Source organism: Bradyrhizobium sp. JYMT SZCCT0180 (assembly GCF_018130165.1).
Taxonomy (GTDB): Bacteria; Pseudomonadota; Alphaproteobacteria; order Rhizobiales; family Xanthobacteraceae; genus Bradyrhizobium.
The window spans coordinates 58,173-77,954 of sequence record NZ_JAFCLZ010000023.1; the positions used below are offsets into that span (position 1 = coordinate 58,173).

18 protein-coding genes are annotated in these 19,782 nt (G+C 63.5%); 7 read left to right on the top strand and 11 right to left on the bottom strand.

Translation table 11 applies throughout. The annotated features are described in order from the left end of the window. Positions 1–92: 92 nt before the first annotated feature. The 6 genes from JQ641_RS29295 to JQ641_RS29320 form a co-directional block, all read right to left on the bottom strand. Positions 93–1,598 (bottom strand): FAD-dependent monooxygenase, encoded by a 1,506-nt coding sequence (locus JQ641_RS29295; RefSeq protein ID WP_211999340.1) that lies wholly within the window; start codon positions 1,596–1,598, stop codon positions 93–95. 307 nt (positions 1,599–1,905) lie between these two features. Further along, the gene (gene tcuB, locus JQ641_RS29300; protein WP_211999341.1) at positions 1,906–3,012 is read right to left on the bottom strand and encodes a tricarballylate utilization 4Fe-4S protein TcuB; all 1,107 of its coding nucleotides are present in this window, start codon (positions 3,010–3,012) and stop codon (positions 1,906–1,908) included. A gap of 30 nt (positions 3,013–3,042) precedes the next feature. Beyond that, positions 3,043–4,074: an alpha/beta hydrolase gene (locus JQ641_RS29305; protein ID WP_211999342.1), complete on the bottom strand. Its 1,032-nt coding sequence runs from the start codon at positions 4,072–4,074 to the stop codon at positions 3,043–3,045. A 114-nt stretch (positions 4,075–4,188) separates the two neighbouring features. After that, entirely contained in the window at positions 4,189–5,589 is a 1,401-nt protein-coding gene (tcuA, locus tag JQ641_RS29310; RefSeq protein ID WP_211999343.1) for an FAD-dependent tricarballylate dehydrogenase TcuA, read from the bottom strand. Positions 5,590–5,736: 147 nt separating this feature from the next. Beyond that, complete coding sequence (locus JQ641_RS29315; protein WP_211999344.1) at positions 5,737–7,047, bottom strand: MFS transporter; 1,311 nt, start codon at positions 7,045–7,047, stop codon at positions 5,737–5,739. Positions 7,048–7,197: 150 nt separating this feature from the next. Further along, positions 7,198–8,097 (bottom strand): transcriptional regulator GcvA, encoded by a 900-nt coding sequence (locus tag JQ641_RS29320; RefSeq protein WP_211999345.1) that lies wholly within the window; start codon positions 8,095–8,097, stop codon positions 7,198–7,200. Positions 8,098–8,214: 117 nt separating this feature from the next. Between JQ641_RS29320 and JQ641_RS29325 the strand changes: the two genes are divergently transcribed. The 3 genes from JQ641_RS29325 to JQ641_RS29335 all read left to right on the top strand — a co-directional run bounded on the left by JQ641_RS29325 (position 8,215) and on the right by JQ641_RS29335 (position 9,697). After that, the gene (locus tag JQ641_RS29325; RefSeq protein WP_211999346.1) at positions 8,215–8,418 is read left to right on the top strand and encodes a DUF1127 domain-containing protein; all 204 of its coding nucleotides are present in this window, start codon (positions 8,215–8,217) and stop codon (positions 8,416–8,418) included. A gap of 70 nt (positions 8,419–8,488) precedes the next feature. Continuing rightward, positions 8,489–9,106: a GNAT family N-acetyltransferase gene (locus JQ641_RS29330; RefSeq protein ID WP_211999347.1), complete on the top strand. Its 618-nt coding sequence runs from the start codon at positions 8,489–8,491 to the stop codon at positions 9,104–9,106. 186 nt (positions 9,107–9,292) lie between these two features. Continuing rightward, on the top strand, positions 9,293–9,697 hold the full coding sequence (locus tag JQ641_RS29335) for a nuclear transport factor 2 family protein (RefSeq protein WP_211999348.1): 405 nt from the start codon (positions 9,293–9,295) through the stop codon (positions 9,695–9,697). A 4-nt stretch (positions 9,698–9,701) separates the two neighbouring features. On the opposite strand, the gene JQ641_RS29340 is transcribed toward JQ641_RS29335, so the two are convergent. Both JQ641_RS29340 and JQ641_RS29345 read right to left on the bottom strand, forming a co-directional pair. Beyond that, entirely contained in the window at positions 9,702–10,529 is an 828-nt protein-coding gene (locus tag JQ641_RS29340; protein ID WP_211999349.1) for an enoyl-CoA hydratase, read from the bottom strand. A 122-nt stretch (positions 10,530–10,651) separates the two neighbouring features. Next, positions 10,652–11,356: an SDR family NAD(P)-dependent oxidoreductase gene (locus JQ641_RS29345; protein WP_211999350.1), complete on the bottom strand. Its 705-nt coding sequence runs from the start codon at positions 11,354–11,356 to the stop codon at positions 10,652–10,654. Positions 11,357–11,543: 187 nt separating this feature from the next. Between JQ641_RS29345 and JQ641_RS29350 the strand changes: the two genes are divergently transcribed. Further along, entirely contained in the window at positions 11,544–13,328 is a 1,785-nt protein-coding gene (locus JQ641_RS29350) for an acyl-CoA dehydrogenase family protein (RefSeq protein ID WP_211999351.1), read from the top strand. 41 nt (positions 13,329–13,369) lie between these two features. Further along, entirely contained in the window at positions 13,370–14,458 is a 1,089-nt protein-coding gene (locus tag JQ641_RS29355) for a Zn-dependent alcohol dehydrogenase (protein ID WP_192737061.1), read from the top strand. Between the two features lie 148 nt (positions 14,459–14,606). Here JQ641_RS29355 and JQ641_RS29360 read toward each other — a convergent pair whose 3' ends face one another. Then, complete coding sequence (locus JQ641_RS29360; RefSeq protein ID WP_211999352.1) at positions 14,607–14,960, bottom strand: nuclear transport factor 2 family protein; 354 nt, start codon at positions 14,958–14,960, stop codon at positions 14,607–14,609. A 79-nt stretch (positions 14,961–15,039) separates the two neighbouring features. Next, positions 15,040–16,512, bottom strand: a complete 1,473-nt coding sequence (locus JQ641_RS29365; RefSeq protein ID WP_211999353.1) for an amidase — start codon at positions 16,510–16,512, stop codon at positions 15,040–15,042. Positions 16,513–16,700: 188 nt separating this feature from the next. On the opposite strand from JQ641_RS29365, the gene JQ641_RS29370 reads away from it, so the two are divergent. Continuing rightward, positions 16,701–17,267 (top strand): GNAT family N-acetyltransferase, encoded by a 567-nt coding sequence (locus JQ641_RS29370; RefSeq protein ID WP_211999354.1) that lies wholly within the window; start codon positions 16,701–16,703, stop codon positions 17,265–17,267. Between the two features lie 45 nt (positions 17,268–17,312). Continuing rightward, positions 17,313–18,458 carry a serine hydrolase domain-containing protein gene (locus JQ641_RS29375; RefSeq protein WP_211999355.1) on the top strand — a complete coding sequence of 382 codons (1,146 nt, stop codon included), beginning with the start codon at positions 17,313–17,315 and terminating at the stop codon, positions 18,456–18,458. A 75-nt stretch (positions 18,459–18,533) separates the two neighbouring features. Here the strand turns inward: JQ641_RS29375 and JQ641_RS29380 are convergent, their stop codons facing one another. Next, positions 18,534–19,688: an alpha/beta hydrolase gene (locus JQ641_RS29380; protein WP_211999416.1), complete on the bottom strand. Its 1,155-nt coding sequence runs from the start codon at positions 19,686–19,688 to the stop codon at positions 18,534–18,536. Positions 19,689–19,782: the final 94 nt, after the last annotated feature.

The following is a 19,782-nucleotide window of genomic DNA, read 5'->3' on the forward strand; positions in this document are numbered from 1 at the left end:
AAGTGTGGCGGCAGCCTCGCTGCACCTCCCCCGCAAGCGGGAGAGGGAGCACCTCCTTCGCGGCTCGCAACCAGACCTAAACTCATCACACTCTACGCTGCAGCAGGCGGTCCGAACCACGTAGCCAACACGTCAGCGAGTCCCATCTGCGTCGAATCGCCCACCCAAGCCACATATCCGTCGGGCCGGATCAAGATGGCGTCGGGAGCCGTGACGGCGCCGAGTGCCGGAAGCTCCCACGCGCCGTCATATTTGGCGTCGATCAATTGCACCCGGTCCGCCCATGGCGTGATGTCGAGGCTGCCGGGCTCTGCGAGATTGAGCAGCACCGGCCGGGCACCGTGCAGCAGAGTGAACACCCGCAGCGGGCCGCCTGCGGTGGTCAGGTCGAGATCGGGCATGCGGCGCCCGAGCAGCTTGTGTCCCTCGCCGAGATCGTAATGAATACCGAGACCCGACATGTCAGCGGCGAACCGCTTGCGCGGCTCGTCCATGCGCATCAGCTCGGACACGGCCTCGCCCAAGGCCTTGGTGCGGTCGTCGGTGCGGAGCAGCGCGACTTGCGCCATCGTGTTGCGCAACGCGCGCGCGGCGACCGGGTGCCGCTCGGCATGGTAGGTGTCGAGCAGGCTTTCCGGCGCCGTCTGCTTGACCACCTGCGCCAGCTTCCAGCCAAGGTTCACCGCATCCTGTACACCGAGGTTGAGGCCCTGTCCGCCCGCCGGGTAATGCACGTGGGCCGCGTCGCCGGCCAGCAGCACCCGTCTGTCGCGGTAGGACGCGGCCTGCCTTGTCATGTCGGTGAATCTCGAAATCCAGGTCGGGCTGTGGATTCCGTAATCGGTCCCGAAGATTTCGATCAGCGCCTCGCTGAGATCGCTCAAGGTCGGTTCGCCGGACCCGACGTTCCGTTCGGTCACCATGACCCGCAGCGGCCCCCCATCCAGGTAGACGATTTCGCCGTCGCGGATCTCGTAGTTCAACTTGCTGAAGCCATGGGCGCCAAACTCGTTGCGATGGATGCCCAGTTTCGGCTGCTCGGTCACCTCGACCTCGGCGATCAAATTGCTGACCGTCGGATCCGATCCGGGGAACTCGATGCCGGCGGCCTTGCGAATCAGGCTGCGTCCGCCGTCGCATCCGACGAGATATTTTGCCTGCAGCGACGAACCATCGGACAGCGCGACGTCCACGCCGCTGTCGTCCTGCGCGAAACCTGTCACCTCCGTTCCGCGATAGATCGGCACCTTCAGCTCAAGGGCCCACTCGGCCAGGATGCGCTCGATATGGTTCTGCCACAGCCCGAGCCCGTAATTGTGCCGGGTGGGAAAGTCGCTGATATCGAGCGGAACGTGGAAGTGCACGACCCCGAACGTCTGCCCCTCCGAGAGGAACCGGTCGGCGATGCCGCGCTGATCGAGGATCTCGATGGTTCGCGAATGCAGGCCGCCTGCGCGCGATCCCGCGAGTTCCTGGTTGGCCCGCCGCTCGACAATGGCGACGTCGATACCCGCCAATGCCAGTTCGCCCGCCAGCATCAGCCCCGTCGGCCCGCCTCCGGCGATCACCACCGCATGCTCAGTCTTTGCCGCACCCATGTCGTCCCTCCATAGCTGTTGGCTTCGGCAGGCGTTCTACGGGATGACCGGGGTCTTGAAGCAAGCCCCTTGCGCGCTACATATCAGTGTGGGGAGGCTGGGTGTTCCGCTCTTGCGGACCGAAGCTCGCCAATCAAGCCATCACCGCGTTCAAGGCCGCCACAGGTTCGGGCAAGGCGGCAACGGTTTTGCCGCGGCGGCTAACGCGTATGCGCTGTTTGACAATTGAAGAAGGCGCTTCTCTTCCCTTCTCCCCTTGTGGGAGCGAGCTTCGCTCGTCTCGCTCCCACAAGGGGATAGGGAAAGGTCAAACATGCCCCATCATCCGCCGCTCGCGCGCATAACGCACTAGAGCCACGAAGCGATAGATGCCGTGCACGAACTTGCCGTAGGGCATGGTGATGAACAGCGAGAACACCACGCCGAGATGCAGCGCCAGTAGCGGACCCATCGCCGGCGTCGCGCGCAGGAACAAGAGCGCCATGCCGGTCAGGCTGGTCAGGAACAGCATCACGATGAACGCGACGTCCATGCCGAGGCGTTTTTCATCGACCAATGCAGGATCGCGCTTCCATTTTTCGAGGAGCAGTCCCACCGGCCCAATCAGCAAGCCGATGCCGCCGAGCGTGCCCAGCACCACCGGCAGGTCCCACCACGGGTAGGGCGCCTGACGCGCCAGGAAATAATGATAGAGCGTCGCGACGGAGGTCGAGGCAAAGCACAGCCCAAAACCGTAGAACGTGAGGTGGTGATAGAGCTTGCGGCGGTCGGTCGGGCGATCGTCCTCGTTGAAGCAGCCGACGCCGCCGCCATCGAGATAACGCAACTCGCCGGCGTCGCGGATCGCCTGCCAGATCGAGCCCGCATCGGCGCGCATGCCGACGGGCTCGCCGATATCGCGCCAGAACGCGCGCACGCCCATGACCAGCGCCACGATCGCATAGAGGAAGGCGGCGCCGAACAGCGCCGCCATCGCGTTGTGCGGCATCAATTTGTAGAACGCGCCGGGGCCGGTGTGGACGCCGAACAGCACCTGCCGGTCGTGGAAGGCGGCAAAGCCGAAGATGAAGGCGGCGACGCTGAGCGCCGCAACGATGCTGATCACGAGGCCGTTGCGCGCGAAGGCGCCGGAGAAGGCGCGCGGCCACACATAGGCGGCGTAGGATTCGTTGCGCGCGACGGCAAGCGTCTGCGGCACATTGACGTTGAATTCATGCGGCGGCGAGAACTGGCAATCGGTGTAGCACGCGCCGCAGCTATGGCAGAGATTGGCGAGATAATTGAGGTCGCCGTCGGAAAACGCGCGGCGCATCTCCATCGCCGGAAATACCGCGCAGAGCCCTTCGCAATAGCGGCAGGAATTGCAGACCGTCATTAGGCGGTCCGCCTCCTCCAGAATTCTCGTTCCGTGCATTGCGCGGTGCTCTTTTCTCTAAAGCGTTGCTTACTTCGTCAGGCCTTTGCCCTCGAGCCATTTCTGGATCAGGGCCGCGACCTCGGCGTTGTTCTTGTCCATCATCACCATGTGCGAATTTCCCTTGATGCCGGCCTTCGGCAGGTCGACGACATCGACGCTGCCGCCGGCGGCCTTGATGCCTTCGGCAAAGGCGACGCCGGTGGCGCGGATCTTCGGCCAGCGCGAGTCCTGCTCGATGTAATCGCCATAGACGATCAGTGTCGGGATGTTCTTCAAGCTTTCGACCTTGGCGGGATCGCCGACACCGGCGGGTTCGATCGCGATCAGCGCCTTGACCTTGTCGGGCCGCGCCTGCGCCACCTTGAAGCCGAAGCTGCCGGCCTGGCTGTGGAACAGGATGATGGAGGGGCCGACGCGGTCGATCTCGGCGATGTAGGCGGCGATGATCGCATCATCCGTGGTGGTCCAGCGCGGCACGTTCTGCTTGACGAAATTCTCATAGCCGTCGTTCGGAAACTGATTGCCCGGCAACAGCTTGCGCTTGGTCGGATCGGAATTGTAGGAGTTAGGCCCGTCGCCGATGCGAAAGCGCTCGAACGGATTGGCTGTGGTGAGGAAGACCGGTTCGCTCTTGAAGATATCAGGGTATTGCGCCCAGCCGGCGCGGCCGCGTTCGACCGCATCCGAATTGTAGACGGCCCAGCCCTTGCGCAGAAAATAGTTCAGCCAGCCCTCGCGTCCGTCCGGCGTGGTCTCATAGGTGACGCCGGTCAGCCCGCCGCCATGCCACATCAGCAGCGGATAGGCGCCCTTCTCAACGGCGGGCAGAAAATACTGCACATACATCTGCTCGACCTGGTAGGTGCCGTTCGGATCGACCTTCGCGGGCACGCCGCCCGGCGTGAACGTCACTTCCTTCACCGGCTTGCCGGAGATTTCGACCAGCCGCCCGCCGACATGGAACGAGCCCATGTCGCGCAGCGCGATCGGCTCGGCGGCATTGGCCAGCGTTGCGCTCATCAGAACGGCCGCAGCCGAAGCCATTACAAATCGAGACATGACACCTCCCAAACTTGTTTCCTCCCTCTCCCCGCACTTCGCGGGGAGAGGGTCGGGGTGAGGGGCTCTCTCCACGCATCGTGCTCGTGGAGAGTTCCCCTCAGCAACCCGACTCTAATTCCTGGCATTCTTCGCCGCTTCCCGTCCCGCCACCCGTCCGAACACGCTGCCGATGGTCATGCCGATGCCGGCGGCATAACCCTTGCCGAGCACGTTGCCGGCCATGATCTCGCCGGCCGCGAACATGTTGGCGGAAGGCTTGCCGTCCTTCATCAGCATGCGCGACTGCTTGTTCACGCGGGTGCCGAGATAGGTGAAGGTGATGCCGGGCCGCACCGGATAGGCGAGGTACGGCGCGGCCTCGATCTTGCGCGCCCAATGCGTTTTTTGCGGCGTGATGCCTTCGGTGCGGCAATCATCCAGGATGGTGTGGTCGAACGTGCCGGGCTGCACCGCGGCGTTGAAATCGGTGATGGTCTTTTCCAGCGCCACCGGGTCGAGCTCAAGCTTGCCTGCGAGCTCGGCGATGGTGCCGCCCGCGATCGGCGGGAACAGCGTCGGCATGAAGCTCGTCACCACGGCCGAATCGAAAATGATGTAGGCGATCTGATCGGGCTGGGCCGCCACCAGCCGGCCCCAGATCGCGTAGCGCTTCGGCCAGATGTCCTCGCCTTCGTCGTAGAAGCGCTGGGCGTGCTTGTTGACGACGATGCCGAACACGACCGAGTCGTGCCGCGTGATGATGCCGCCGTCGAATTTCGGCGCGCGGGCGTCGATTGCGACCGCATGGCATTGCGTGGGATCGCCGATGTCCTGCACGCCCTTGGCCAGCAGCATTTTTAAAATGGAGCCGCGATTATAGGGCGTGCCGCGAATGAGAAAGTTGTCGGCGGCCTCGCCCCAATATTCCTTCAGCCATTCGATGTTGGCTTCAAAGCCGCCGGCCGCGGCGACCAGCGCCGAGGCGCGGATTTCGGTGGCCCCATCGATCGGCTGCTTGAGGTGAGCTGCCAGGAACATACCGTCCTCGATGTGGAGGTCGGCTACCTCGGCGTCATAGATGATCTGGACGCCGAGCTGTTCGGCGGTCAGATACAGCGCGTTCAGCATCGCGCGGCCGCCGCCGAGAAAGAACGAGTTGGTGCGGCCGAGGCTGAGCGTGCCGCCGAGCGACGGCTGCCAGCGCACGCCCTGTTCGACGATCCAGTCCAGGATGTCCTTGGACTCCCGGATCATGAATTTTGCCAGCTCTTCGTCGGTCTCGCCGCCGGTCACCAGCAACAGGTCCTGCCAGAATTCCTCTTCGGTGTAGGGCCCGGTGAGAATGGCGGTCGCCGCGTCATGGGCGCAGCGCATGTTGCGGGTATGGCGGGTATTGCCGCCGCGATAGAATTTCGGCGCGCCCTCCAGTACCAGCACCGACGCGCCGGCCCTGCGGGCGCTGATCGCGGCGCACAGCGCGGCGTTGCCGCCGCCGATCACCAGAACATCGAACCTGCGTTTCAAATCCACCATGCGCTCTTGTTATCGTTGTTTGCATGGAAATCAAATTGGCGGACGCGCGACATGCGACAATGTCGGATACGGCGCGCATCGCGGAATGAACTGTTGGAGCCGACGCGCCGCCGGGCAGTCCATTGCCCGGCGCATCCCTGCAATGCTCTAGGCAGGAACGGCTTCGCGGGTCGCGATCGTTTCTCCGCCGCGATAGATGGTGAGAGCTGCGATGATGCCCAGCGCCGCGGCGCACATCAGCCAGTAGGCGGGGGATGCCTTGTCGCCGGTGTGATCGATTAGCCAGGTCGAAGCAAACGGCGTAAACGTCCCGAACAGGCCCGCGGCGAGCGCAAAGGCCAGCGAGAAACAGGTGGTTCGGACATGCGCCGGCACCACCTCGACCAGCGCGCCCAGCATCGTGCCGCTGTAAACGCCGAAGTAGAACGCGAACATCATCTCGACGGCGAGCATCTTGCCGAAGGAGGGCGCCGCGATCAGCCAGTGCAGCGCTGGATAGGCGGTCACCAGCGACAGGCATGCAATCGCCAGCAATACCGGCTTGCGCCCGATCCGGTCGGACAGCGCGCCGCCGACCGGATTCCAGATGAAATTGGCCACGGCCACCAGCAGGGTGACGAGGAGGGCGTCCGGTGTGGACAGCTTCAGCACGGTCTTGCCGAAGGTCGGCGTGTAGACGGTGACGAAGTAGAAGGTCGTGGTGGTCAGCACCGCCATCATCATGCCGAGAATGACGATGCGCCAGTTTGCCATCGCGGACGCGAACACCTCCGATGCGCTCGGATGCTTCTTCATGGCCAGGAACTCGGGTGTTTCTTCCAGCGTCCGCCGCAGCACGAAAATGAAGGGAATGATGAGGCAGCCGATGAAGAATGGAATGCGCCAGCCCCACGCCGCAACCGTTTCGGCCGGCATCACCTCGCTCAGCACGTAGCCGAGGATCGCGGCGACAAAAATCGCGACCTGCTGGCTGGAAGATTGAAACGACGTGTAGAAGCCCCGGTTGCCGGGGGTGGCGATCTCGGCCAGATAGACCGAGACGCCGCCGAGTTCGACGCCGGCGGAAAATCCCTGCAGCAGCCGGCCAAGCAGCACGATGATTGGAGCGGCGATGCCGATCGTCTCATACCCCGGACAGAAGGCGATCACGACCGTCCCGATCGCCATGATGCCGAGCGTTACGATCAAGCCTTGGCGCCGGCCGATGCGGTCGATATAGGCGCCGAGCACGATGGCGCCGACCGGGCGCATCAGCGCGCCGAGCCAGAACACCCCGAAGGCGTTCAGCAGCGCCGCCGTTTCGTTCTGGGCAGGAAAGAACGCCTTCGCAATGGCGCTGGCGTAAAATCCGAACAGGAAGAAATCGAACTGCTCGAGGAAGTTGCCGCTTGTCGCGCGCAGGATGGCGCCGACACGCGATTTGATTTGCGGTATTTCCGAACCACTTGCCTGCACCATGACGCCGTCCTCCCGCTATGTTGCCGCCGGCGCAAAAAGCCTCGTTGGCCGAGACAGTTAGCCTGCTTGATGCGACAATTTGGCACATGTGGACGCGGCGGCAACCCGCAAAACGTGGAGGGTGCCCTGAGAACGCGGAATGTCGGGCTTTCAGGGCTTGTTCTGTACCGAGGCAACCAGCCATTGCCGGAACGCCGACAGTTTCGGCGGGTCCGTTCGTCCCGCCGGCGAGACCAGATAGAATCCGGCGTCGGTCGGCAGCGTAATCTTGAAGGGCACGACCAAGCGACCCTTGGCGATGTCGTCCTCGACATAGGCCGAGCGGCCCATCGCGACGCCGAGACCGTCGATCGCGGCCTGCACCGTCATGAAGATGAGATCGAAGGTCACGCCCGGCTGTTTGGAAAAGTCCGCCGGCAGGCCGGCCGCTGTCAGCCACAGCCGCCAGTCGTCGCTGTTGAAGTTGCTGGTATGCAGCAGCACGTGGTCGCGCAGGTCTTCGGGGCATTTCAGCGGCTTGCTGCCCTTCAAGAGATTTGGGCTGCATACCGGAAACAGCTCGTCCGCCATCAGCCAGTCGGCGCGCAATCCCGCCCACTGGCCGCGGCCGTAGCGGATCGCGGCATCGACATTGTCGCGCTGGAAGTCGACCAGATTGGTCGACGTGGTGATGCGCACGTCGATCCCTAGATGCGCTTCCTGGAACGCGGAAAGGCGCGGCAGCAGCCATTTGGCGGCAAGCGAGGCCAGCGTCGAAACCGTCAGCACATGGTCGTCGTCCTTGCGCAGCAGCCGATCGGTGGCGAGCCGCAAATCGTTGAAGGCAGCGCGGATGCCGGGCAGGTAATCGACCGCCTGCGGCGTCAGCGTCAGCGCCCGGTTCTGGCGCACGAACAGGCGGACGCCGAGCTCTTCTTCCAGCCGCTTGATCTGATGGCTGATCGCGGTCTGCGTGACGTTCAGCTCGGCCGCCGCCTGCGTGAAACTCAGATGCCGGGCGGCAGCCTCGAAGGCGCGCAACCCGTTCAGCGACGGCAGCCTGGCGGTCATCTCCAGCATTTCCCCAATATATGAGTTTTTATCATCCGAAGCGGTACAAAGTGTCGTTTGTGAAAGGTCTTGGGAGCGCAGATATTAGCGTCAACAGATTAGAGATAGGAGCTTCAAATGTCTACTTTCACGCATGAATCGATGATAAATCTTCATGGACAGAGCCTTTTCAGCCAAGTCGCCGAGCTGTTCCATGTCTGGCGGCAGCGCTCCGCGGCTCGCCGGGAACTGGCCAACTGGTCCGACCGGGAACTCCACGACATCGGCGTCTCCCACGGTGATGCCATCTACGAAGCCTCAAAACCATTCTGGCGGGCTTGAACAGCAGCCAGGCCGGCGTCGCCTCATCAGGGGGACGCCGGCCATTCTTTTCGAGCGACGGGAGCGTGCGATGACGACGATGCGTTTCGACGATCTCAGGCAATATTCGGACCTGCTGCGCGCGCGCAGCGGCGAGGCCCTGACCGTGCGTTTCGTCGAGCCGCGCGATGCCGAGGCGCTTCAAAATTATTTCCGCGCGCTGACGATCTCTTCCCGCTACAACCGCTTCCTCGGCGCCACCCGCGAACTGCCGCCGTCCGTGCTCGAGGATTTCATCCATATCGGTGAAGCCGACCGATTCAGCGTGGTCGCGACCATGCTGGTCGATGGCCATGAGATCATCGTCGGCGAAGCCCGCTACGCGTTCGAGAACGGCAGCATCGAATTCGGCATGTCGGTTGACGACCGCTGGCAGGGCCACGGCATCGGCAAGGCGCTGTTGAAAAATCTCGAATGCCGCGCCGCTTCGTTCGGAGCTGACCGTGTGTTCGGCGACACCCTGCGTTCCAATGAGGCCATGATCGGCCTCGCCCGCAAGTCCGGCTACGCCTTCACGCCGACCCCCGGCGACTGGAAGCTGGTGCGCTTTGAAAGGCATATCGACGTCGAACCGCAAGACATCCCCTGTGCAAGCTGGCGGCTCGCCGCCCTCTCCCGCCAGGCCACTATGTCCTCGGTTGCGGTTTGACGAAACTAGGCCCGGTTCTGGCTGACCAGAACCGGGCTATTTTTATGCCTCGGCGTTCACCAACACTCACGCAGCCTGTTCAGTCCAGTCGGTCGAGGTCGAAACCTCGCGCCAGGCCGCGAGCTCCTTCGATTGAAAACCGCGCCAGCCCCGTTTAGCCTTGCCCCACCGAGCGGAGGGCGGCGCATGTCAGTCGATGCTGAATTCGTGCGGAAGATCTTTGCCGGCCTCGAGCATGGCGACGGCGCAGCATTCTTTGGCCATGTCACCGACGATGTCGACTGGATCGTGATGGGCACGCATCCGCTCGCGGGCCACTACACATCAAAGGCCGATTTCATTGCCGGAACCTTTGCGAAACTCGGCAAGGTGTTGCCCAATGGCGCGCAATTGCACGTCGACAATCTGATCGTGGCTGACGATGTCGCGATTGTAGAGTTGCATTCGGAAGCGACCGCCAGGAACGGTTTTCGCTTCGACAACCACTATTGCTGGGTCTGCTATTTCAAGAACGACAAGATCATGCGCGTGCGCGCCTATCTGGATTCGGTGATGGTGGCGCGGCTGTTTGACGAAAACCCGATAAGCTAAGTTCTCAACCGCCTTTGAACACCGGCTTGCGCTTCTCGATGAAGGCCTGCACCGCTTCCTTGTGGTCTGCCGTCAGCTGGGTGCGGATCATGCGTTCGGCCTCATGGTCGCGCGCGGTGGCGAAATCGAACATCAGGGCTTCGTCGAGATTGTCCTTCATGTAGCGGATCGCGATCGTCGGACCTTCAGCGATCGATTTGGCGAGCGCAAAGGCTTCGGCCTGAAGCTTGTCGTCCGGGACCACGCGGTTGACGAGGCCGATCGTCTCGCACCTGGCGGCATCGACCCGCTCGCAGGTGAACATCAATTCGCGCGCCCGCGAAGTGCCGACCAGCCGGGTCAGCAGCCAAGCGATGCCATAGTCGCCGCTCAGGCCCACCTTGAGATAGCCGGTGGAAAGGAAGGCCGATTGTGCGGCGATACGGATGTCGCAGGCCATCGCCAGCGCAAGCCCGGCGCCGACCGCGGGGCCGGGCAGGGCCGCAATGGTCGGTTTGCGCACCGAGACCAGAGCGCCGGTCAGCAGGCGCTGCCGTTCCTGCAGATCGGCGACCCTCTCGTCATGCGACATTTCGAGCTTCTTCTTGTCGCGATTGGCGCCCATGCCCTTGACGTTGCCGCCGGCGCAAAATGCCGTTCCGGCGCCGGTGAGCAGCAGCGCGCCGACTTCCGGATTCTCGCCGCAGGTCTTGATCATGTTGCGCAGGGCGGGCGTCAGATTATCCGACATCGCGTTGCGCGCCTCGGGGCGGTTCAGCGTGATGATGGCGACGCGGTCGCGGATCACGCACAGCAATTCATTGGTGCCGGTGTCGACGGTGATTTCGGTCATGCTTCCCCCAGTCGTTGTTTTTCGTAGGGTGGGCAAAGCGAAGCGTGCCCACCATTGACCCTCAGTCCGGCGATAGATGGTGGGCACGGCGCTAGCGCGCCTTTGCCCAGCCTACGCATTCCCTAAAACTTCTCCACCCACGGCCGCAATTCCAGCTCCCAGGTCCAGGCGCTGCGCGGCTGTTGCAGCACGTTCCAGTAACTCAACGCAATTGCGTCAGGATCGAGCATCGAATCCGGCCGGTCGGCGGGCTCGGCGCGGGCGGCGCTGCGGATGCCGCCGTCGATGACGAAATGCGCGACGTGAATGCCTTGCGGCGATAGTTCACGCGCCATGCTCTGGGCAAGGCCGCGCAGCGCGAACTTGCCCATCGCGAACGGAGCCGACTGCGGATAGCCCTTGACGCTGGCGGAGGCGCCGGTGAACAGGATCGCGCCGTGCTTGTTGGGCAACATGCGCGCGGCCGCCTGCTGCGCCACCAGGAAACCGCCGAAGGCGCTGACCGCGATCGCGTTGGCGACGTCGGCGGGCACGAGGTCGGTGAAGGGGCCGCGCGCCCGTCCGCTGGCGTTGTAGACGACGAGATCGGGTGTCGCGATCTCGCGCTCGACTTGCCCGAACAGCCGTTCGACGTCGTCGGCGTTGGTGGCGTCGCAGGCATAGGCGCGGGCGCCGGTTTCGGTGCACAGCGCGCCGAGTTTTTCGATTTTGCGGGCGGCGAGCGCGACGCGGATTTTCTCCCTGGCGAACAATCGCGCCAGCGATGCGCTCAATCCCTCGCCGGCGCCGACGATCAGGGCGGTCTTGTAGGTTGGCGGGGTCGGCATGGCGGCTCTCCAGAAATGACCGGGAACAGGTATTTAGGGGCGTAATTCCGCCAGACAACCTGCCGGGTCGTGGCGAGGGTGATATCCGTCCGCCATGGGGTGACCCTCCAATTATGCTTGTTGACGGCTTGATCGCCTGCGTTATCGGTAGATGATCAATATCGGGCGGAACGAACAAGAGATAAAAATGCAGCAGCCTCTCACGCATGATCGCAGCACGGCCGCGGCCGACAAGCCAGGATTGCTTGCGCCTGATACCTCGGGGATGAATTTCTACCGGGCCGATCCGGCGCTGACGGATCTGCTGCGGCTGCATTTGCCGGAGGCATTGTTCCGCCACATCGAACCGCATCTCGACCGGCTTGGCGAACTGGCCGGCGGGCACCTCGACGAATGCGCGCGGCTGGCCGATCGCCACACGCCGGTGCTGCACCAGCGCGACCGTTTTGGCCGCGATTCCCAGTATATCGAATATCACCCGGCCTATCGCGAACTGGAGAAGGCAGCGTTCGGCGAGTTCGGCATTCACGCGCTGTCGATCCGCAAGGGCATCATGGGATGGCCGGACAAATATCCTGTCGTCGCCAAGCACGCCTTTACGTTCCTGTTCAATCAGGCCGAGTTCGGCCTGGGCTGCCCGATCAACGTCACCGACGGCTGCGCCAAGCTGTTGAATAATTTCGGCAGCGAGGCGCTGAAGGCGCGATATCTCGATGGCCTGACGCAAACCGACATGAGCAAGCTGACCCAGGGTGGCCAGTTCATGACCGAGAAGGAAGGCGGTTCCGACGTCGGCACGCTCACCACGACGGCCGTGCAGGAAGGCGATCAATGGCGGCTGCATGGCGAGAAATGGTTCTGCTCCAATGCTGACGCTGAAGTGGTGATGCTGCTGGCGCGCCCGGAAGGCGCAGGGCCCGGCACGCGTGGCGTCGGTCTGTTCCTGATGCCGCGGCGGCTCGAGGATGGGTCGCAAAACCACTACCGGATCGTTCGCCTGAAGGACAAGCTCGGCACCCGCTCGATGGCTTCGGGCGAGATCAAGCTCGAAGGCGCGATCGCCTATGCCGTCGGCAAGCTCGATCGCGGCTTTGTGCAGATGGCCGAGATGGTGAATTCGTCGCGGCTTTCCAACGGCGTCAAATCCACCGCACTGATGCGGCGCGCCTGTCATGACGCGATGACGGTGGCGAAAAATCGCGTTGTGTTTGGCCAGCGCATCATCGACCTGCCGCTGGCAAGGCGGCAATTGATGAAGATCATGCTGCCAACCGAACAGGCGCTGTCGATGAGTTTTCTCACCGCTGACGCGCTTGATCGCGCCGAGGCCGGCAGCCAGGACGCGGCAGCATTGCTGCGCATCCTGACGCCGACGCTGAAATTCCGTGCCACCCGCGATGCCCGCAAGGTGTGCGGCGATGCCTTGGAGATGCGCGGCGGCATCGGCTACATCGAGGAATTCGCGACCGCGCGCCTGTTGCGCGACGCGCATCTCGGCTCGATCTGGGAAGGCACCGGCAATATCGTCGCGATCGATGCGCTGAAGCGCGCGGTCGGACGTCACGGCGCCGATGCCGCGCTCGCCGCCGATCTGCATGCCCGCCTCGACGACAGCGCCAATGTGCCGCAGGCCTGGCGCAGTCGCCTGCGGGACCTCACCGACCGCGCTATCGGTTTTGCGCGCGAGGTCGCCAGCAAGTCGGATAACGAAGGCGATGCGCGGCGTGCGACCAGCCTGCTTTATCATGTCGCCAGCGCCGTGGCGCTGACATGGGAGGGCGGTCGCATCCACGAAATGCGCGGCGACGCCAGACGGCTGCTGCTTTCGCGCATGGTGATCGATCACCGGGTTTCGTCGTCAGATCCGTTCCGCTTGGCGGAAAATGCCACGCAGCGCGCGATCACGGAGCACCTGCTCGGCGAACGCGCGGTCGGGATGGCCGAGGTTGGCGAATTGCTCACCGCAGCGTAGGCTTCGTTAGAGTTCAAGAACAACAATCAAGGGAGTACCCGATGAAGGCCGCCGTCCTGCATGAAGTCAATCAGCCGCTCGTGATCGAGGATGTCAGCGTGCCGAATCCCGGCCCGCGCGAAGTCTTGATCCGCACGCGCGTCGCCGGCCTCTGTCACTCTGATCTGCATTTCATGGAAGGGCTTTATCCGCATCCGCTGCCCGCGGTGCTCGGCCATGAATCGGCCGGCGTGGTGGAGAAAGTCGGCTCCGACGTCACCTATGTTAAACCCGGCGATCACGTCGTGACCTGCCTGTCGGTGTTCTGCGGCACCTGTGATAACTGCACCACCGGCCGCACCGTGCTCTGCACCGACACGACGGTAAAAATGCTGCCGGGCGTGTCCAACCGGCTGTCCTGGGCGCGCTCGGAGAAACTCAACCAGTTCCTCAATCTGTCTTCGTTCGCCGAGCAGATGCTGGTGCACGAAAATGCCATCGTCAAAATCCGCAACGATATGCCGCTCGAACTGGCCGCGCTGATCGGCTGCGGCGTCATCACCGGTTACGGCGCGGTCGTGAACACCGCCAAAGTCACCGCCGGCGAAACCGTCGCGGTGATCGGCTGCGGCGGCGTCGGCATGGCCGCGATCAATGGTGCCGCGATCGCCGGCGCCGGCCGCATCATCGCGATCGACACCAATCCCGCCAAGCTGCAGCTGGCGACCAAGCTCGGCGCCACCGACATCGTCGATCCCCGCAACGGCGACGTCGTGCAGCAGGTGCGCGAACTCACCAAGGGCGGCGTCAACCACTCGTTCGAAGTCTTGGGCCGCAAGGAAACCGCGGAGCAGTCGTTCGCGATGCTGGCCGCCGGCGGCACCGCGACCATTGTCGGCATGATCCCGTTCGGCCAGAAGATCGAGCTGCACGGCTTCGACTTCCTGCGCGAGCGCAGAATCCAGGGCTCCTCGATGGGCTCCAACCATTTCCGCGTCGACATGCCCCGCCTGGTCGAATTCTACATGCGCGGCAAGCTGCATCTGGAAGACTGGATCTCGGCCAAGCTGAAACTGAGCGAGATCAACGAGGGCTTTGCCAACATGAAGGCCGGCAAGACCGTGCGCAGCGTGATCATGTTCGATGCGTAGCATCCGTCGTCCCGGCCTTGAGCCGGGACCCATACGCCGCGGCGGACGTGGCTAAGCAAGGAAGATAACGACCAGCGTGCAAAAGCAATTGCCGCTGGTGGTTATGGGTCCCGGCTCAAGGCCGGGACGACAGCTGAGGTTTTGACGTCTACCGCGACACATGCGCCGAAACCGCGAGCCACTTCCCGTTCTGCTTCGCCCAGCAGTCGGTATATCGCCCACGACCTTCCTGCCCATCCGCCGTCGTGTAGCGCGTTGCGGCGTGGATGATGGCGAAATCGCCGAGGATGCGAATCTTCACGTCCTCCGCTCTGAGATTCCGGATCGTCACCGGCACCGCGGTCTGCTTGAGGAACGCCGCGCGGTCGATCAGCGTCTTGTCGGGATTGGAGCAGTAGAAGTCCTGCGCCAGGATCTGATCGAAGCGTTTAACGTCGCTGTTCTGCACTGAGTCGATATAGTCGCGGTTGAGGGCGGTGAGTTGTTCGATGTCCTGGCTCATGGCTTTTCCTTCGGCTTGTTCGGGCGATTATGGATCGCCACGCGCCATAGGCAATGACGTCGCAGGTAAGTTGCGCCCCTCAATCATCCAACATCGGCGGCGGCTTGAATCCGCCGAATTCGCGCTCGATCAGTTCGGCGAGTTTTAGCGGCGTGCGGTCTTCCAGCCAGGGGCCCACGATTTGCACGCCGATCGGCAATCCGTCCGGCGCGAAGCCGGTCGGGATGGCCGTCGAAGGCAGGCCGGGCAGGGTGGCGATGCCGGGCCAGGCGAGTTGATCCGGATAGACGTAATCCTTGCCGTCGATCCTGATGCGGCGCTGTTCCTGGTCGGCCGAGTGATCGTGCGGATAGGCCGGTGTCGGCATGATCGGGCAGATCACGGCATCGAACGTCTTGAATAGCTCGCGCCACTGCGCGCGCAGACGCACGCGCCCGCCGTCCGCCATTAGCCAGTCGCGATGGCCGAGCGCGATGCCGCGCAGCCGCTCGGCGCCGAGGCTGATGTCGTCGGCCGGAAGTGACGCTGCGGCGGCCTGCGCGCCGGCATAAATCTCGGGCGCATAGGATGCGGAGAGGAACGACAGCAGCATCCGCATATAGAGCCGGGATGATGCGGCAAAGTCGGGCAACAGCCGGCTTTGGCGCTCGACCTTGACGCCGGCCTTGGCAAGATTGGCGGCAAGTGTTTCCAGCGTTCCGCGCACGGCCTTGTCGGTCGGCATCAGCGGATCGGTGTCGATCAGCAGCACGCGGAAATCCTTCAACGCGGTGTGGCGCGCCGCTGGTAGCTCCAGCCTGTAACCCTTGCCGGCGTCGAGCGGATCGGGGCCGGCCATCACGTCGAGCAACAGCGAGAGATCGGCCGCGCCGCGCGCCATCGGCCCGATCACGGAAAGATCGCGGTTGGACGGCAGCGGCGGCAAGGGCGGCGGCGTGTGGCCGCGCATGGCCACGAGGTCGAAGGTCGGCTTGTGCGCATAGATGCCGCAGTGAAACGCCGGCACGCGCAAGGAGCCGCCGATGTCGGAGCCGAGCGACAGCGCGCCATAGCCGGCCGCAAGTGCCGCCGACGATCCGCCGGACGAGCCACCCGGCGTTCGGCCGAGATCGAACGGATTGTTTGTCGTGCCGTAGATGTCGTTGTAGCTCTGCCAGTCGGCGAGCCCGAGCGGCACGTTGGTCTTGCCGAGGATCACGCCGCCGGCTTCCTTGACGCGCGATATGGGGAGCGCGTCTTCGGTTGGCCTGAAGTCCTTCTGCGCCGGGATGCCCCAGGTCGTGGGCAGGCCCGCGATATTGAAGGATTCCTTCACCGTCATGGGGATGCCGAGCAGCGGTTTGCTGACGCCGCGCGCCAGTTCCGCATCGGCGGCACGCGCGGCGGCGAGGCCGCTGTCGAAATCGCGCACGCAGATCGCGTTGATCCTGGAATCGTGTCGTTCGATGCGGCCGATCGCATCCTGCGCCAGTTCGACGGCGGAAACCTTTTTTGCAGCGAGCGCTGCCGATAGTTCAACGGCGGTCTTGAAGCTCCATTGCGACTTGGCCAAGGCTTGCTCCCGGTCTGTTCTTGATGCGGCGGCGATGATGCTCAGTTTGGCGAGGCGCCGCAAGAGCAATAGCTGTACAGCGGCAGGGCGGTTCTGTTGGCAGCTAGTGGCGAGCGCCCCGCTCACGCTTTAGTCTCGATCAACAAGTCTTGAACGTCCGCAAGAAAAATCAAACGGCGAGGAAAGCCATGCCACCGACCGCGAACCGAAAGTTTCCCGCACTGTCCACCAAGCGGCTGACGCTGAGGGCTGCGACGCCGAAGGATGTTCCAGCGTTTCGGGCGCTGATGTCGGTTCCCGATGTAACGCGTTTTTCCAACTGGCCCGATGCACTATCGACGGCGCAAGTCGAACGTTCCGTGCGCTGGATGGCCAAGCTCCACGGCTCCGGCAAGGGTTGTGGCTGGATCATCGAGATCAACGGCACAAAGGCACTGGCCGGTGCGATCCGCTTCAACAGCTTCGAGAAGAAATGGTGGTGCGGCCAGATCGGCTACGAAATGCATCCGGATTATTGGGGCAAGGGCCTGATGACCGAGGCGGTTCAGGCCGTAGTGGCGTGCGGACACCAGACTTTCAGGCTCAATCGCATCGATGCCTGGACGTTGCCCGGCAACGCCGCGTCCGACCGGGTGCTTGAGAAATCAGGGTTTAGCTACGAAGGCACGATGCGGCAAAAAGCCTGGTTCAAGGATGCGTTCCATGACTTTCGAGTGTTCGGCCGGATCGCGGCGGATGCCCTGAATCCGACATGAAAACGCATTCGGATGGCGACCGGATAGAGCCTCGGAGTCCGGATCATGAATCCGCAGAGATTGAGTCGCCGGCAAGTCCTGGCTGGCGCGGGAGGAGTTCTGGTTGGCCAGCTCACCGGCACGGATTCGGCCGCGGCCGCCGACTGGCAGTCGATTTCGCTCCGCGAAGCCGGCTTCGATGATGATCTGCCGGCGCGCCTCGACAAGGCAATCGTGGACAAGCGGATATGGAATCTCCATGGCGTCGTCGTGGTGAGGCGCGGTCGGCTGGCGTTCGAGCGCTATTTCGAGGGTGAGGACACCGCGAGGGGAAACCGCCCGGTGGGGGTGGTTTCGTTCAAGCCTGACACGCTGCACGACCTGCGCTCGGTGTCCAAGAGCATCGTCGGCCTGTTGTACGGGATCGCGCTGGCCACCGGCAAAGTGCCGGCGCCGGAAGATCGCCTGATGGCGTCGTTTCCCGAATACGCCGATCTTGCAGCCGACCCTGCGCGAAGCCGCTGGACGTTGCATCATGTGCTGTCGATGACGATGGGCACCGACTGGAACGAATCGATGTCCTATACCAATCCGGCCAACAGCGAGACCGCCATGGACATGGCGCCGGATCGGTACCGCTACATTCTCGACCGGCCGATCGTGACGGAGCCCGGCCAGCGCTGGGTCTATAATGGCGGCGCCACCGCACTGCTCGGACGCCTGATCGCCAAGGGAACGGGCAAATCGCTGCACGCCTATGCGCGCGAAGCCTTGTTCGATCCGCTCGGGATCGGCCCGACCGACTGGCACGCGGACAACCGCGGCGAACTGATTGCGGCGTCCGGCATCCGCATGACGCCGCGCGATCTCGCCAGGATCGGCGAGCTGACGCTGCGTAACGGCGTTTGGGAAGGCCGTTCCATCGTGCCGGCGGAATGGATCGCGCGCAGCACCGCAGCCGTGGTGCCGATAGAGGACGAGCGGAAATACGGCTACCAGTGGTACAATCTGGAGTTCACCATGGAGACGCCGACCATGCCGCGCTCCAACCAGCACTTGTGGAGCGCCGCCGGCAATGGTGGCCAGCGGCTGACTGTATTTCCGGGGCTCGATCTGGTGGTCGCAAGCACGGCCGGCAACTACAACACCAAGGATGCCAATTTGCCGCCGCGGCGAATCATCACCGACGTCGTGATGCCGAGCTTGCTGTGAGGGCCTGCTGTGAGCCGGCCTACGACGCGCTGGATCAGGATGCCGACGCCGAGCACGGGCGATCCGGTCAAATCATCAGCGAACAGATTTGGCCTTTTCCAAAAACTGCAGCAGCAGCCGGCTCACTTCGGCGGGTTGCTCCTGCTGCACCCAATGGCCGGCGCCATCGACGAGGTGGCAGCCGATCATGTTGGTGCAGGCGTTTGTCTGCATGGTCTCGAATACGCCGGGGCGCTGATAGGTGCCCCAATCCTGCTTGCCCGAGATGAAGGCCGAGGGCACGTCGATGGTGCGGCCCGACCAGGTCTGCAATTCCGGCAGGAACGCGCCTGACGTGCCGCAGCGATACCATTGCAGGCCGCCCTGGAAACCGGTGCGCGCATACTCGGCGCTGTAGAACGAGAGTTCGCTATCCGGCAGCCACTTGTTCGCGGCGATCGCCGCCGCCGACGGCATTTCCTCGGCCACGGTCGCGGCCATGTCCTTTACAAGGTCCATCACATAATAGGTCGGCAGTTTTGCGATTTCTGATGCCGTCCACGATTTCAGCGGATACGGCGCGTTGTCTTTCCAGTCCGCGCTCTTGTGATGGTAGTAGGCGCGCAGGAAATCATGCACGCCCTGCGGCGCGTGGTGCATGTTGGCGTTGGCCTCGCGCGTCGAATAGTACCATTGGTAATGTTTGCGCGGCCGCGGCAGCGCCGCCAGCTCGCGGTGGATGGGGTCTTCCGCGGCAGGCTTGGCCGGTGCATCCGCGGTGTTGAACGGCAGCGCCGGCGGGCCTGCGAACGGCGCGCTCATCAGCGCGACCGATTGGAACACGTCCGGCCGCAGCAGCGCGCACCAGGCGGCGACCGACGAGCCGAAATCATGCCCGAACACGGCATCGACGCTTTTGTAGCCGAACGCCGACACCAGCCCGAGCGCGTCGCGCACCAGGTTGGTGAGCCGGAACGAGGCGAGATCGCCGTCGTAATTGGCATCCCACCCCGTGGTGCGGCCATAGCCGCGCTGGTCCGGCGCGATCACGTGATAGCCCGCGGCCGCCAGCTGCGGCATCACCTTGCGCCAGGAAAAGGCCAGCTCGGGAAAGCCGTGCAGCAACAGCACGCAGGGCCGGCCGGGGGTCTCATAGCCGGCTTCGAGCACATGCATGCGGAGGCCGTTGATGTTTTCGACGTAACGCGAGCGGATGCCGGAGGGGAGCGGGATGTCGGGGAGAGTCATGATGTTTCCTCGTCATGGCCGGACTTGTTCCGGCCATCCACGTTTTTCTTGGTGAGACTGTAAAGACGTGGATGCCCGGGACAAGCCCGGGCATGAC